The organism is Variovorax sp. GW821-FHT10D07 (assembly GCF_059415325.1).
In genome coordinates, this window is the sequence record NZ_JBWKMZ010000020.1 from 93,897 (window position 1) to 107,582 (window position 13,686).

Sequence of the window (13,686 nt, forward strand, 5' to 3'; positions counted from 1 at the left end):
CACATGACCCTCAAAGGCACCCTGCTGGCCGCGCTCTTCGCCGTCCAGTCCCTCGCAATGACCGCGCCCGCATTCGCACAGGGCAACTACCCGAGCAAGCCGATCCGCATCATCGTGCCGTTCACCGCCGGGGGCGTGGTCGACTCGATCGCGCGGCTGGTGGGCGAGCGGCTGTCGGCCAAGTACGGCCAGCCCGTCATCGTCGAGAACAGGACCGGTGCCGGCGGCTCGATCGGCACCGACTACGTGGCCAAGGCCGCGCCCGACGGCTACACGCTGCTGTGCGTGAGCCCCGGCCACGCGGTCACGCCGAGCCTCATCAAGGGCGTGGCGTGGAATCCCGTGCGCGACTTCCGCGCCATCGAGGGCTTCGGCGTGATCCCCAACGTGTTCGTGGTGCCGACCGAGGTGCCCGCCAAGACCATGGCGGAGCTGGTCGCGATGGCGAAGAAGGCCAATCCGCCGCTGACCTACGCGACGGCCGGCGTGGGCACCTCCAACCATCTGTCGGGCGAGCTGCTGGCGCAGAGCGCGGAGATCAAGCTCACGCACGTGCCCTATCGCGGCCAGCCCGATGCGCTCGGCGATCTGCTCGCGGGCCGCGTGACGATGATGCCGCTCACCGTCGCGCTGGCCGTGCCGCACATCAAGGCCGGCAAGCTGCGGCCGCTGGCCGTGACCACGAGCAAGCGCTCCAGCGCCTTGCCCGACACGCCCACCGTGGCGGAGGCCGCGGGCCTGAAGGGCTACGACGTGGGCACGTGGTTCGGCCTCGTCGCGCCGGTGAAGACGCCCGATGCCATCGTCGCCAGGCTGTCGGCCGACGTGGCCGAGATCCTGGCCGACCCTGCGATGAAGCCCAAGCTCGACGTGCTCGGCCTCGAGGTGGCGCCGCAGGGCCCCAAGCAGTTCGACGCCTTCATCGCGAGCGAATACGACAAGTGGAGCAAGGTCATCAAGACGGCGGGCATCGAGGCGCAATGAACATCGCAAGCGAATCGCCCGTGCGGCCGCCGTTGTGCGACAGGCTGGGCATCCGCCATCCGATCTTCGGCTTCTCGCACTCGGTGGACGTGTGCGCGGCCATCGCGCGGGCGGGCGGCTTTCCGGTGCTGGGGCTCGCGCGCGAGCTGCCGCACGAGATTCCGCACATCCTGGCCGAGGCGAGCGAACGCATGGCGGGCCTGCCCTACGGCATCGACCTGATGCTGCCCTCGCAGGTGCCCGACGAGGCCGCGAGCATCGAGAGCGTGCGCGCGCAACTGCCTGCGCCGCACGTGGCTTTCGTCGACGGCCTGCGCGACCGCTTCCAGGTGAAGCCGCCGCAGCGGCCCAGCTTCTTCACGAGCCAGGTGCGCACCCGGGCGCTGTTCGACGCGCAGATCGAGGCCGTGCTCGACTCCGATGCGCGCGGCGTGGCCACGGCCATCGGCCTGCGCGCCGACCTCATCGAACGCGCGAAGGCGCGCGGCAAGCTCACCTTCTCTCTGGTCGGCTCGGTGCGGCATGCGCGCAAGGCGCTCGACATGGGCGTGGAAGTGCTGGTGGCGCAGGGCTACGACGCGGGCGGCCACACCGGCACGGTCGGCACGCTGTCGCTGCTGCCGCAGGTCATCGCCGAAGCGGGCGAGGTGCCGGTGCTGGCGGCCGGCGGCATCGCCACCGGCGCGCAGGTGCTCGGTGTGCTGAGCATGGGCGCGCAGGGCGCGTGGCTCGGCACCTTGTGGATGGGCGCGAAGGAGAACCACACGCCGCCCGCGCTGCTGCAACGGCTCATCGCCAGCGGCAGCGAGGACACCCTGATCACGCGGGCCCACAGCGGCAAGCCCTGCCGCGTGGTGCGCAGCGACTGGATCGACGCCTGGAACGAGCCCGGCGCGCCGGCGCCGCTGGGCATGCCGTTGCAGCAGGCGCTCACGGGCGACGTGTTCGCCTCGATGCACGAGTTCGACGACGCGCGGCTGATCTACGAGGCAGCCGGCCAGAGCGTGTTCGGCATCGAGCGGGAGACCACGGTGGGCGAGCAGATGGATGCGCTGGTTGACGGCATGCGGGGGGCGTGGGAGCGCATGCGGGGCTGGGACGCTCACCGGAGGTGAAGCGTCGATCGCTTGCATCCGGTGTTCGTCCGGATTGGGTTGGAGAGATTTGAAGTCGCCAAACACCCAACCCTCTCTTTCCGAACCCGAAGCATCTGGTCACAATCCAGGTTCTTCTGGATTCCGGACACCATGGACTACCTCTGGGCATTGATCGATCGAGCGTCGACGCAAGCCACGACGATTGCGCTGGTCGGTCTGCCGATCCTGTTGATCGAGCTCCTGAGAAACCGCGGCGAATTTGCCGCCGTCCTCCGGCGTGTTTTTCAGCCCAGCACCCGGGTCAATCTGCAGACCTATGCCATCGATCTGCTCATCGTCGTCGGCCCCTTGTCGCTGTTGATCGTGAGTTGCCGAACGCTCATCGAACGCCACGCGTGGACGCTGTTCCCCTCGGAGTGGTTCGCGGCCTGGCCGTTGTGGGCCGTGATCGCGCTGGCGGTCTTCGTCGGCGACGGCATCGCCTACTTCCGGCACCGGCTCGAGCACGCGGCTTGGCTGTGGCCCAGCCACTCGCTGCATCACAGCGACGAGTCGATGAACGTGCTGACGACCCTGCGCTTCCATCCGATCAACCGGCTCTCGACGGTGGCGATCGACATGGCGGCGCTGTTCGCGATCGGGTTTCCGGCCTCCGTCGTGCTCACCAGTTCCGTGGTGCGTCACGTGTACGGCATCTTCGTGCATGCCAACGTTCCCTGGACCCTGGGGCCGCTCGGCTGGGTCCTCGTTTCGCCGGCGATGCATCGCTGGCATCACGTCAAGGAAGGGCCGGGCGTCGGGACGAACTTCGCATCGGTGTTCTCGGTGTTCGACCGCCTGTTCGGCACGCACTACTGCCCGGGTCCTTGCGACCAGCCGACGGGCGTGGAGGGTGTCGAATCCAATCGCCTCTGGCCGCAGTGGGCGGGGCCCTTCATTGCACCGTTCAGAAGCGGCCGCGGCCGCGGCCGCGGCCAGGCCGCGTCCAGTTCGCTCGGCGAATTGAAGTGAGCGGCGTCCGGGAGACGGGCCGCCGCGGCGCGGGCGTCCTGTCCCACCCTGGTCCCAGCGGGTCCCAGCCAAAAAAAAGCCGTTGAACATCAACGGCTTGCTGGTGCCTTCGACAGGAATCGAACCTGTATCTGAGTCTTAGGAGGACCCCGTTCTATCCATTGAACTACGAAGACGCTGGGCGGCTGGACTTTACCAGTTCGGCCGCTCCTTCCTATGACGATGGAGCCTGGTTCAGCGCAGGCCCACGCGCGAGGCGTGCCAGCGCAGGGCGGCGGCGCGGGCCGGGTCGGTGGCTTCGATGCGGTCGGCGCGGCGTTGCAGGGCGCGCATCTGCTCGACCTCGGCGATGACCTTGTTGGGGCTCAGCAGGGTGCCCAGCAGCATGTCGGCCTCGAAGGCCAGCCTCTTGAGGACGACCGTGGCGCGACGCAGCAGCTTCGCGGGGGCGGACGATCGGTCGAGGCTGGGCATGGCGGGAAGCTCCTGGGCATGGAAAGTGAAGGGGGGCGTCGATTTTATAGGGTTAACCCGAACCCCCTGAGAAGGCGGGGTCGGGCCTGCGAAACCGCCTCTCGCCAGCGCGCCGAACGCATCGCGCGAGCGGCGCGCGAGGCGCTGCGCAGGGCCCGCGCGCGCATCGCCGCGACCGATCGCGGGGTGGGCTTACCCCGATACGGAATCTTCAAAAAATTGACCGCGATCAAGCCGGCGCGTTTCGCGCACGCGCACCATCTGCGCTGTTCGGATCCGGCTCAGACTCACGAAAAAAAAGAGCGCACCCTCTACAGCAGGAGACAACAGATGAAGCATTTCATTCCGCGCCTCGGCGCGTGTCGCGCACGAGTCCTGGTCGCCACCGCCGCCGCCGCGGTGATGGCAGCCGCCACCCCCGCATGGGCCTGGGAACCCGCCAAGCCCGTCGAGTTCGTGATCCCCGCCGGCACCGGCGGCGGCGCCGACCAGATGGGTCGGTTGCTGCAAGGCATCGTCATCAAGTACAAGCTGATGAAGGAGCCGCTGATCGTGGTCAACAAGTCGGGCGGCGCGGGCGCCGAAGGTTTTCTTTCGGTGAAGGAAGCCAAGGGCGATCCGCACAAGATCATCATCTCGCTGTCGAACCTCTTCACCACGCCGATGGCCACGGGCGTGCCCTTCAACTGGAAGGACATGACGCCGGTGGCGATGCTGGCGCTCGACCAGTTCGTGCTGTGGACCAACGCCGAGCAGCCCTACAAGACCGCGGGCGAGTACGTGGCCGCGGTGAAGGCGGCGGGCCCGAACAAGTTCAAGATGGCCGGCACCGGCTCGAAGCAGGAAGACCAGATCATCACGGTCGCGCTCGAGAAGGCCACGGGCACCAAGTTCATCTACGTGCCCTTCAAGGGCGGCGGCGAAGTCGCGGTGCAGCTGGTGGGCGGCCACGTGAACTCCACCGTGAACAACCCGATCGAGGCGGTGGCGCAGTGGCGCGCGGGCAAGCTGCGCGCGCTGTGCGTGTTCGACGACGAGCGCATGCCGTTCAAGGCCAAGGTCACCGACACGCAGTCGTGGAACGACGTGCCCACCTGCAAGGAAGCGGGCGTGCCGGCCAAGTACACGATGCTGCGCGGCATCTTCATGGCACCGGGCGTCAAGCCCGAACAGCTGGCCTTCTACAAGGACCTGCTGACCAAGGTGATCGCCACGCCCGAGTGGAAGGAATACATGGAGAAGGGCGCCTTCAACCCGACCTTCATGACCGGCCCCGATTTCGAGAAGTGGCTCGCCAGCGCGGAAATCACGCACAAGACGCTGATGACCGAAGCCGGCTTCCTGGCCGCCAGCAAGTAACAGGCAAGAAGGCACCGGCGGCCGGGCGCGCCGCCGCGATGCATCGGACGACGTGAGCATGCGCCCGCGCGGGCGCGTGGCGTCGCGCCCGGTTTTCTCTCTCGACAACAACACGATGGGGGCTCCATGGAGCACGACGACAACGTATCCGACCCGGCCGCGCGCACGGGCGTGGCCACGAACAAGGTCGAGGCGGTGGTGGCACTGCTGCTGCTGGCGATCGGCCTGGTGGTGATCTTCGAAAGCCGCCGGCTCGGCGCGGGCTGGACCAGCGACGGCCCGGGCGCGGGCTACTTCCCGTTCTTCATCGGCCTGATCATCACGATCTCGGGCATCGGCATCCTCTACCAGTCGCTGCTGGGCAAGAACCGCAATACCGAGGTCTTCGTCGACCGCGAGCAGCTCAAGCGCGTGCTCTCGGTGCTGCTGCCGGCGGTGGTCTACGTGCTGGGCATCGCGCTGCTCGGCCTGTATGTGGCCTCGGCGGTCTACATCGCGCTGTTCATGGTGATCCTGGGCAAGTACTCCTGGGTCAAGGCCGCGATCGCGGCGCTGGCCGTGAACACGCTGTTCTTCTTCATGTTCGAGGTCTGGTTCAAGGTGCCGCTGTTCAAGGGCGCCCTGGATCCGCTCTCGTTCCTCGGCTACTGACACCTCACGGAGCACAAGCGAAATGGAAGAAATCGGTGCCCTGATGCAGGGCTTTTCGGTGATCCTGACACCGACCAACATCGGCCTGATGTTCGTCGGGATCATCCTGGGCGTGCTGATCGGCGTGCTGCCCGGACTGGGCGGCGCCAACGGCGTCGCGATCCTGCTGCCGCTCACGTTCACGATGTCGCCGACCTCGGCGATCATCATGCTGTCGTGCATCTACTGGGGGGCGCTGTTCGGCGGCGCCATCACCTCGGTGCTGTTCAACATCCCGGGCGAGCCGTGGTCGGTGGCCACCACCTTCGACGGCTATCCGATGGCGCAGCAGGGCCGCGCGGGCGCGGCGCTCACCACGGCCTTCACCTCGTCGTTCGTGGGCGCCTTCCTCGCGGTGGTGATGATCACCTTCCTCGCGCCGCTGGTGGCCAAGTTCGCGTTGAAGTTCGGCTCGCCCGAATTCTTCGCGGTCTACCTGCTGACCTTCTGCAGCTTCGTGGGCATGGGCAAGGGCTCGCCGTTCAAGATCCTGGCCTCGATGGCGCTGGGCTTCGCGCTCGCCAGCGTGGGCATGGACACGGTCACGGGCCAGCTGCGCCTGACCTTCGGCCAGCCCGAGCTGATGCGCGGCTTCGACTTCCTGATCGCGGTGATCGGCCTGTTCGGCATCGGCGAGATCCTGCTGTCGATGGAAGAGGGCCTGAAGTTCTCGGGCAAGAGCGCGAAGATCGATCCGAAGGTGGTGCTGCAGACCTGGAAGCAGCTGCCGCAGTACTGGATGACCTCGCTGCGCAGCTCGCTGATCGGCATCTGGATGGGCATCACCCCGGGCGGCGCCACGCCCGCCTCGTTCATGGCCTACGGCCTGGCCAAGAAGATGTCCAAGCGCGGCTCGAAGTTCGGCACCGGCGAGGCCGAGGGCGTGGTCGCGCCCGAGACCGCGGCGCACGCGGCCGGCACCAGCGCGCTGCTGCCGATGCTGGCGCTCGGCATCCCGGGCTCGCCGACCGCGGCGGTGCTGCTGGGCGGCCTCTTGATCTGGGGCCTGCAGCCCGGGCCGCTGCTGTTCGTCGAGCAGAAGGACTTCGTCTGGGGCCTGATCGCCAGCATGTACCTGGGCAACATCGTCGGCCTGATCGTGGTGCTGAGCACGGTGCCGCTGTTCGCCTCGATCCTGCGCATCCCGTTCTCGATCATCGCGCCGGTGATCATCGTGATCTGCGCGATCGGTGCCTACACCGTGCACAACGCGATGCTCGACATCTGGTTCATGCTGGGCTTCGGCGTCATCGGCTACCTGTTCAAGAAGCTCGACTTCCCGCTCGCGCCGCTGGTGCTGGCGCTGGTGCTCGGCGACAAGGCCGAGGACTCGTTCCGCCAGGCCATGCTGGTGTCGCAGGGCGACGTGATGATCATGTTCTCGAACCCGCTGGTCGGCGGCATCACCACCCTGGCGCTCACGCTGCTGTTCTGGCCGCTGATCTCCAAGCTGCTGGCGCTCTTCAAGCCGAAGAAGCCCGACGAGTTCGCCGTCGAGCGGCCGGTCGATTGAACCCGGAGGCCACGCCATGCCCGTCATCGCACTGACCCAGGAAATGGGATCGCTCGCCAAGGACGTGTCGGTTCAGCTCGCCGAGGAGATGGGGCTGGAATCGATGCGCCACGAGGTCATCGAGCGCGTCGCCGACCGCATGCAGGTCTCGACCAGCCTGATCGGCCGCCTGCGCGGCGGCAAGGCCGGTTTCGTCGAGCGGCTCACCGCCGACCGGCGCAGCCTCGCGCTCTACACGGCCGAGGAACTGTTCGCGCTGGCCGACCGCGGCAACGTGGTGCTGCGCGGCTGGGGCGCCACCTGCCTGCTGCGGCCGGTGCCGCACGTGGTGTGCGTGCGCATCACGCGCTCGCTGAAGAAGCGCATCGACTGGCTGATGACGCACCTGGAGACCGACGACGCCGAGTTCGCCGAGGCCGAGATCCGGCGCAGCGACGAGGCGCACGCCGCGCGCATGCATGCGCAGTTCGGCGTGACCTGGGGCGACCCGGTGCTCTACGACCTGGTGCTCAACACCGACCGGCTCACGGTCGACAGCTGCGTGGCGCAGATCCGCGCGCTGGCGGCGCGGCCCGAGTTTGCCGAGACCGCGCGTTCGCGTGCGCTGCTGGCCAACATGGCGCTGGCGGCGCGCGTGAAGGCGGCGCTCAAGGACGGCGCAGCCACGGCCGACATCCGGGTCACGGTGGAGGCCGACCACGGCCGCGTGAGCTTGCGCGGCATCGTGCTCGACGCGGACGAGCGCGCGCAGACCGAGGCCGTCACGGCGGCGGTGGAGGGCGTGGGCGCGGTGGACAACCAGCTGCGGCTGATGGCGACCACCCGGCGCTTCGCGTCGGCGAAGCAGACCTAGGGGGTCTTGGACGGCCTCAGATCTTCCCGCGCTTGCGCAGCCGACTCAGGGTTTCTGCGGAGAGATTGAGGTAGGACGCGAGCTCCTTGCTCGGGATGCGGTCCACGAGCTCGGGGTGCTTGCGCAGGAAACGGTGCACCCGGCCCGGCGCGTCCAGCAGGTGCAGCGTGATGGTGTGCGCCATGATCTCGCTCATGCCGCGCATCACGAGGAACTCGAACAGTTCCTTGGTCTGGGGATGGCTCGCCAGGAAGGCGGTCCATTCCTTCAGCGGCAGGCTCGCCACGCGGGCCTTGGTGACGCAGACGATGCCGTAGGGCGTGGGCGTGCCCAGGCGCATGGCCGCGTAGCTGGTCTCCATGTCGTTCTCGTCGGCGAAGCGCAGGATCATCTCCTTGCCCTCCGGGTTGCTCACCACCCGCTTGAGGATGCCGTCGAGGATGAAGTACTGCTCCATCTCCCGCACCCCCTGGTGCAGCAGGAAATCGCCCTTGTTGCCGTCGACGATCACCAGGTGAGCCTCGAGCTCCGCGCGCTCGCCCTCGTTCAGGTCCTTGAGCAGGATGTTCTGCCGGAGCTGGGCGCGAATGATGTTCTTCTCCGGGTGGTTTTCCAACAACGTCATGGTCACCGTCTTGCTCGATTTCGTCGCCTGCGGCGCCGCTTCATCGGGGGTCGGCGCCGTTTTCGGGAAAGTTGACCGAGGTCAACGGCCGAAAGGATGGCCCGAATCATAGTCGCGGCTCGGGCCTCGGCCATTCACCCCAGCAGAAGGAGAGACATGTCTTCAGTTAGCACAGCCAAAGAGGCGGCCACGACGCTCGATGAGGCGATCAAGCCCAAGAGTCGGCCAGCCAACGGCGCCGCCGACGATCAGCAACTCGTCGCGCGCGCCCTCCAGCAGATGACGCAGGAAGCGCCGGAAGCGGAAACCACCGATGGTTTCCACCTGGTGATCGATGCGCTGAAGCTGAACGACATCGACACCATCTTCGCGCTGCCGGGCATCCCGATCACCGACCTGACCCGCATGGCGCAGGCCGAGGGCATGCGCGTGATCTCGTTCCGCCACGAGCAGCACGCCGGCAATGCCGCCGCTGCCGCCGGCTTCCTCACGCAGAAGCCCGGCATCTGCCTCACGGTGTCGGCGCCCGGCTTCCTCAACGGCCTGACCGCGCTGGCCAACGCCACCACCAACTGCTTCCCGATGATCCTGATCAGCGGCTCCAGCGAGCGCGAGATCGTCGACCTGCAACAGGGCGACTACGAGGAGATGGACCAGCTGGCGATCGCCAAGCCGCTGTGCAAGGCCGCGTTCCGCGTGCTGCACGCCGAGGACATCGGCGTGGGCATCGCGCGCGCCATCCGCTCGGCCGTCTCGGGCCGCCCCGGCGGCGTGTACCTCGACCTGCCGGCCAAGCTGTTCGCGCAGACGATGGACGCCATCAAGGGCAAGAACTCGCTGATCAAGGTCATCGACCCCGCGCCGCGCCAGATCCCGGCCGCCGATGCCGTGCAGCGCGCGCTCGATCTGCTCAAGGGCGCGAAGCGCCCGCTGATCCTGCTGGGCAAGGGCGCCGCCTACGCCCAGGCCGATGCCGACATCCGCGCGCTGGTCGAGAAGACCGGCATTCCCTACCTGCCGATGTCGATGGCCAAGGGCCTGTTGCCCGACACGCATGCGCAATCGGCCGCCGCCGCACGCTCCTACGTGCTGCAGGAGGCCGACGTGGTGCTGCTGGTGGGCGCGCGCCTGAACTGGCTGCTCTCGCATGGCAAGGGCAAGACCTGGGGCCAGGACAAGGGCGCCAAGCAGTTCATCCAGATCGACATCGCGCCGACCGAGATCGACAGCAACGTGGCGATCGCCGCGCCGGTGATCGGCGACATCGGCTCCTGCGTGGCCGCGCTGCTCGCGGGCATCGACGCCAAGTGGGCCAAGCCGCCGACCGAGTGGACCGGCGCGATCGCCGAGCGCAAGGACAAGAACCTGTCGAAGATGGCCGCCACGCTCGCCGCGCGTCCCTCGCCGATGAACTTCCAGAGCGCGCTCAGCGTGATCCGCGACCAGGTCAAGGCCCGGCCCGATGCGATCGTCGTCAACGAGGGCGCCAACACGCTGGACTTCGCGCGCAGCATCGTCGACATGTACGAGCCGCGCAAGCGCCTCGACGTGGGCACCTGGGGGATCATGGGCATCGGCATGGGCTTCGCGGTGGCCGCGGCCGTGGTCACGGGCAAGCCGGTGATCGCGATCGAGGGCGACAGCGCCTTCGGCTTCAGCGGCATGGAGGTCGAGACCATCTGCCGCTACAACCTGCCGATCTGCGTGATCGTGTTCAACAACAACGGCGTCTACCGTGGCACCGACGTGAACCCGAGCGGCACGCCCGACGTGGCGCCCACCGTGTTCGTGAAGAACGCGCGCTACGACAAGCTGATGGAAGCCTTCGGCGGCGTGGGCGTGCATGCGACCACCGCGGACGAGCTGCAGGCGGCGCTGACCGAGGCCGTCGCCACGGGCCGCCCGACCCTGATCAATGCCGTCATCGACGAGACCGCGGGCACCGAGAGCGGCCGCATCACCAGTCTCAATCCGGCCACGGCCAAGAAGAAGTGATTCCTTTCATTCCAGGAGATTCGACATGAGCAACAAACCTCTCAACGGCATCAAGATCATCGACTTCACGCACGTGCAAGCCGGTCCGGCCTGCACCCAGCTGCTGGCCTGGTTCGGCGCCGACGTGATCAAGGTCGAGCGCCCCGGCGCCGGCGACGTCACGCGCTCGCAGCTGCGCGACATCCCCGACGTGGACGCGCTGTACTTCACCATGCTCAACAGCAACAAGCGCTCGCTGACGCTGGACACCAAGCAGCCCGAGGGCAAGGTGGTGCTCGAGAAGCTGATCAAGGAATCGGACGTGCTGGTCGAGAACTTCGGCCCCGGTGCGCTCGACCGCATGGGCTTCAGCTGGGAACGCATCCAGGAACTGAACCCGAAGATGATCGTCGCCTCGGTCAAGGGCTTCAGCGACGGCCACCACTACGACGACCTGAAGGTGTATGAGAACGTCGCGCAGTGCGCGGGCGGCGCCGCCTCCACCACCGGCTTCTGGGACGGCCCGCCGACCGTGAGCGCCGCGGCGCTGGGCGACAGCAACACCGGCATGCACCTGGCGATCGGCATCCTCACGGCCATCATCGGCCGCGAGCAGACCGGCAAGGGCCAGCGCGTGGCCTGCTCGATGCAGGACGCCGTGCTCAACCTGTGCCGCGTGAAGATGCGCGACCAGCAGCGCCTCGATCGCCTGGGCTACCTCGAGGAATACCCGCAGTACCCGCACGGCACCTTCAGCGACGTGGTGCCGCGCGGCGGCAATGCCGGCGGCGGCGGCCAGCCGGGCTGGGTGCTCAAGTGCAAGGGCTGGGAGACCGACCCGAACGCCTACATCTACTTCACCGTGCAGGGCCATGCCTGGGCACCGATCTGCGACGCCATCGGCAAGCCCGAGTGGAAGACCGATCCCGACTACATGACCGCCAAGGCACGCCAGCCGCACATCACCGACATCTTCGCAACCATCGAGGGCTGGCTGCAGGACAAGACCAAGTTCGAGGCGGTCGACATCCTGCGCAAGTTCGACATCCCCTGCGCGCCGGTGCTGACGATGAAGGAACTGCTCAACGACGAATCGCTGCGCAAGAGCGGCTCGATCGTGGAAGTGCCGCACAAGGAGCGCGGCACCTACTTCACCGTGGGCAGCCCGATCAAGTTCTCGGACCTCAAGCCCGAGATCACCGGTTCGCCGCTGCTGGGCGAACACACCGACGACGTGCTGGCCGAACTCGGCTACAGCCAACAGCAGATCGCCGCGCTGCACGAAGCGAAGGCAGTCTGACCCAGGCGTTCCCCCGGGGCTTTTCCAGTCCACGAAGCGCCGGGGGGCGCGGTATTTCGGATGCGTCGAGGCGGGAGGCCAGCATGCAAGCTTCAGTGGATTTCAGGCAGCTCGTCGAAGGGGCGGGCGATGCCATCATGGTGTGCGATGCGGCCGGGGCCATCGTTCTGTGGAACCCCGCGGCCGAACGCATCTTCGGCTTCACCGAAGCCGAGGCGCTGGGTCGCTCGCTCGACCTCATCATTCCCGAGCGCCAGCGGCAGCGCCACTGGGACGGCTACCACAAGACCATGGACACCGGCATCACCAAATACGGTGCCGATCTGCTGCGCGTGCCGGCCCTGCACAAGGACGGCCGCACCTTGTCGATCGCCTTCACGGTGTCGATGCTGTTTTCGCCACAACGCGAGGTCTCGGGCATCGTCGCCATCGTCCGCGACGAGACAGCCCGATTTGCGGAAGAGCGCAAACTGCGCGCTCGTCTGCTAGAAGCGGAAACCACGATCAAAGAAGGAGACAGTCGATGAGTCAAGCGCTGGAGGGTGTCCGCATCCTCGATTTCACCCACGTGCAATCCGGCCCCACCTGCACGCAGCTGCTGGCCTGGTTCGGCGCCGACGTCATCAAGGTCGAGCGCGCCGGCGAAGGCGATGCCACGCGTGGCCAGCTGCGCGACATTCCCGGTGTGGACAGCCTCTACTTCACGATGCTGAACCACAACAAGCGCTCGATCACGCTCGACACCAAGAACCCCAAGGGGCGCCAGGTGCTCGACGAGCTGATCAAGACCTGCGACGTGCTGGTCGAGAACTTCGCGCCCGGCGCGCTCGACCGCATGGGCATCACCTGGGAACACATCCAGAAGCTCAACCCGCGCATGATCGTGGCCTCGGTCAAGGGCTTCGGCCCCGGCAAGTACGCCGACTGCAAGGTCTACGAGAACGTGGCGCAGTGCGCTGGCGGCGCGGCGTCGACCACCGGCTTCGAGGACGGCCCGCCGATGGTGACGGGCGCCCAGATCGGCGACAGCGGCACCGGCCTGCATCTCGCGCTCGGCATCCTGGCGGCGCTGTTCCAGCGCAACAGCACCGGCCGCGGCCAGAAGGTGCTGGCGCCGATGCAGGACGCGGTGCTCAACCTGTGCCGCGTGAAGATGCGCGACCAGCAGCGGCTGGAACGCACGGGCACCATGCACGAATACCCGCAATATCCCGACGGCAAGTTCGGCGACGCGGTGCCGCGCGCGGGCAATGCCTCGGGCGGCGGCCAGCCCGGCTCGATCCTCAAGTGCAAGGGCTGGGAGACCGACCCCAACGCCTACATCTACTTCATCACGCAGGCGGCCGTGTGGCCGGCGGTGTGCAAGGTGATCGGCGAGGAAGGCTGGATCACCGACGAGGCCTACGCCACGCCGGCCGCGCGCCTGCTGCACCTGAAGCCGATCTTCGCGCGCATCGAGCAATGGACCATGACCAAGGACAAGTTCGAGGCCATGGAGATCCTGAACCAGTACGACATTCCGTGCGGGCCGATCCTCTCGATGAAGGAGATCGCCGCCGACGAATCGCTGCGCGAGACCGGGACCATCGTCGAGGTCGACCATCCCACGCGCGGCAAGTACCTGACGGTGGGCAATCCGATCAAGCTGTCGGACAGCCCCACCGAGGTGAAGCGCTCGCCGCTCCTGGGCGAGCACACCGAGGAAGTGCTGATGCAGCTGGGCTACGGCCTGGAAGACGTGGCGGCGCTGCGCGCCGAACGCGTGATCTGACAACGAAGAACGCGGCGCGGTAATTCCGCGCCAAT

13 protein-coding genes and 1 tRNA gene are annotated in these 13,686 nt (G+C 67.3%); 11 read left to right on the top strand and 3 right to left on the bottom strand.

All coding sequences use genetic code 11. From position 1 onward, the window contains the following. The first annotated feature begins 3 nt into the window (after window positions 1-3). The 3 genes from AC07PU_RS37675 to AC07PU_RS37685 all read left to right on the top strand — a co-directional run bounded on the left by AC07PU_RS37675 (window position 4) and on the right by AC07PU_RS37685 (window position 3,092). Window positions 4-984 (top strand): tripartite tricarboxylate transporter substrate binding protein, encoded by a 981-nt coding sequence (locus AC07PU_RS37675; RefSeq protein WP_495323075.1) that lies wholly within the window; start codon window positions 4-6, stop codon window positions 982-984. Next, window positions 981-2,099: an NAD(P)H-dependent flavin oxidoreductase gene (locus AC07PU_RS37680; protein WP_495323076.1), complete on the top strand. Its 1,119-nt coding sequence runs from the start codon at window positions 981-983 to the stop codon at window positions 2,097-2,099. Before AC07PU_RS37675 ends, AC07PU_RS37680 begins: the two co-directional genes overlap by 4 nt. Before the next feature lie 132 nt (window positions 2,100-2,231). Then, the gene (locus AC07PU_RS37685) at window positions 2,232-3,092 is read left to right on the top strand and encodes a sterol desaturase family protein (protein ID WP_495323077.1); all 861 of its coding nucleotides are present in this window, start codon (window positions 2,232-2,234) and stop codon (window positions 3,090-3,092) included. A 101-nt stretch (window positions 3,093-3,193) separates the two neighbouring features. Here the strand turns inward: AC07PU_RS37685 and AC07PU_RS37690 are convergent. Further along, window positions 3,194-3,268, bottom strand: a tRNA-Arg gene (locus tag AC07PU_RS37690). Between the two features lie 58 nt (window positions 3,269-3,326). Continuing rightward, the gene (locus AC07PU_RS37695; protein WP_093347832.1) at window positions 3,327-3,566 is read right to left on the bottom strand and encodes a hypothetical protein; all 240 of its coding nucleotides are present in this window, start codon (window positions 3,564-3,566) and stop codon (window positions 3,327-3,329) included. Window positions 3,567-3,896: 330 nt separating this feature from the next. Between AC07PU_RS37695 and AC07PU_RS37700 the strand changes: the two genes are divergently transcribed. The 4 genes from AC07PU_RS37700 (at window position 3,897) to AC07PU_RS37715 (ending at window position 7,981) form a co-directional block, all read left to right on the top strand. Next, window positions 3,897-4,925, top strand: a complete 1,029-nt coding sequence (locus tag AC07PU_RS37700) for a Bug family tripartite tricarboxylate transporter substrate binding protein (RefSeq protein ID WP_093347829.1) — start codon at window positions 3,897-3,899, stop codon at window positions 4,923-4,925. Between the two features lie 126 nt (window positions 4,926-5,051). Beyond that, on the top strand, window positions 5,052-5,576 hold the full coding sequence (locus tag AC07PU_RS37705) for a tripartite tricarboxylate transporter TctB family protein (protein WP_093347826.1): 525 nt from the start codon (window positions 5,052-5,054) through the stop codon (window positions 5,574-5,576). A 22-nt stretch (window positions 5,577-5,598) separates the two neighbouring features. Then, window positions 5,599-7,128 (top strand): tripartite tricarboxylate transporter permease, encoded by a 1,530-nt coding sequence (locus tag AC07PU_RS37710; RefSeq protein WP_093347823.1) that lies wholly within the window; start codon window positions 5,599-5,601, stop codon window positions 7,126-7,128. Between the two features lie 16 nt (window positions 7,129-7,144). Then, a complete protein-coding gene (locus AC07PU_RS37715; RefSeq protein WP_495323079.1) occupies window positions 7,145-7,981 on the top strand; it encodes a cytidylate kinase family protein in 837 nt (278 codons plus the stop codon). 16 nt (window positions 7,982-7,997) lie between these two features. Here AC07PU_RS37715 and AC07PU_RS37720 read toward each other — a convergent pair whose 3' ends face one another. Next, window positions 7,998-8,606 (bottom strand): Crp/Fnr family transcriptional regulator, encoded by a 609-nt coding sequence (locus AC07PU_RS37720; RefSeq protein WP_093347817.1) that lies wholly within the window; start codon window positions 8,604-8,606, stop codon window positions 7,998-8,000. Window positions 8,607-8,762: 156 nt separating this feature from the next. On the opposite strand from AC07PU_RS37720, the gene oxc reads away from it, so the two are divergent. The 4 genes from oxc (at window position 8,763) to frc (AC07PU_RS37740) (ending at window position 13,651) form a co-directional block, all read left to right on the top strand. Further along, window positions 8,763-10,601: an oxalyl-CoA decarboxylase gene (gene oxc, locus AC07PU_RS37725; RefSeq protein ID WP_209543639.1), complete on the top strand. Its 1,839-nt coding sequence runs from the start codon at window positions 8,763-8,765 to the stop codon at window positions 10,599-10,601. A gap of 25 nt (window positions 10,602-10,626) precedes the next feature. After that, a complete protein-coding gene (gene frc / locus AC07PU_RS37730) occupies window positions 10,627-11,880 on the top strand; it encodes a formyl-CoA transferase (RefSeq protein ID WP_296781790.1) in 1,254 nt (417 codons plus the stop codon). An 83-nt stretch (window positions 11,881-11,963) separates the two neighbouring features. After that, window positions 11,964-12,407 carry a PAS domain S-box protein gene (locus AC07PU_RS37735; protein WP_203202883.1) on the top strand — a complete coding sequence of 148 codons (444 nt, stop codon included), beginning with the start codon at window positions 11,964-11,966 and terminating at the stop codon, window positions 12,405-12,407. Next, window positions 12,404-13,651 (top strand): formyl-CoA transferase, encoded by a 1,248-nt coding sequence (gene frc, locus AC07PU_RS37740; RefSeq protein WP_093347812.1) that lies wholly within the window; start codon window positions 12,404-12,406, stop codon window positions 13,649-13,651. The genes AC07PU_RS37735 and frc (AC07PU_RS37740) overlap by 4 nt, the downstream gene beginning before the upstream one ends. Window positions 13,652-13,686 lie beyond the last annotated feature (35 nt).

Excerpts from the sequence above, each read along its gene's own strand:
- AC07PU_RS37710 (WP_093347823.1), top strand. The coding sequence starts at position 5,599 with ATGGAAGAAATCGGTGCCCTGATGCAGGGCTTTTCGGTGATCCTGACA.
- AC07PU_RS37705 (WP_093347826.1), top strand. The coding sequence starts at position 5,052 with ATGGAGCACGACGACAACGTATCCGACCCGGCCGCGCGCACGGGCGTG.
- oxc (WP_209543639.1), top strand. The coding sequence starts at position 8,763 with ATGTCTTCAGTTAGCACAGCCAAAGAGGCGGCCACGACGCTCGATGAG.
- AC07PU_RS37685 (WP_495323077.1), top strand. The coding sequence starts at position 2,232 with ATGGACTACCTCTGGGCATTGATCGATCGAGCGTCGACGCAAGCCACG.
- AC07PU_RS37675 (WP_495323075.1), top strand. The coding sequence starts at position 4 with ATGACCCTCAAAGGCACCCTGCTGGCCGCGCTCTTCGCCGTCCAGTCC.
- AC07PU_RS37715 (WP_495323079.1), top strand. The coding sequence starts at position 7,145 with ATGCCCGTCATCGCACTGACCCAGGAAATGGGATCGCTCGCCAAGGAC.
- AC07PU_RS37680 (WP_495323076.1), top strand. The coding sequence starts at position 981 with ATGAACATCGCAAGCGAATCGCCCGTGCGGCCGCCGTTGTGCGACAGG.
- AC07PU_RS37700 (WP_093347829.1), top strand. The coding sequence starts at position 3,897 with ATGAAGCATTTCATTCCGCGCCTCGGCGCGTGTCGCGCACGAGTCCTG.
- AC07PU_RS37720 (WP_093347817.1), bottom strand. The coding sequence starts at position 8,606 with ATGACGTTGTTGGAAAACCACCCGGAGAAGAACATCATTCGCGCCCAG.
- frc (WP_093347812.1), top strand. The coding sequence starts at position 12,404 with ATGAGTCAAGCGCTGGAGGGTGTCCGCATCCTCGATTTCACCCACGTG.
- frc (WP_296781790.1), top strand. The coding sequence starts at position 10,627 with ATGAGCAACAAACCTCTCAACGGCATCAAGATCATCGACTTCACGCAC.
- AC07PU_RS37695 (WP_093347832.1), bottom strand. The coding sequence starts at position 3,566 with ATGCCCAGCCTCGACCGATCGTCCGCCCCCGCGAAGCTGCTGCGTCGC.
- AC07PU_RS37735 (WP_203202883.1), top strand. The coding sequence starts at position 11,964 with ATGCAAGCTTCAGTGGATTTCAGGCAGCTCGTCGAAGGGGCGGGCGAT.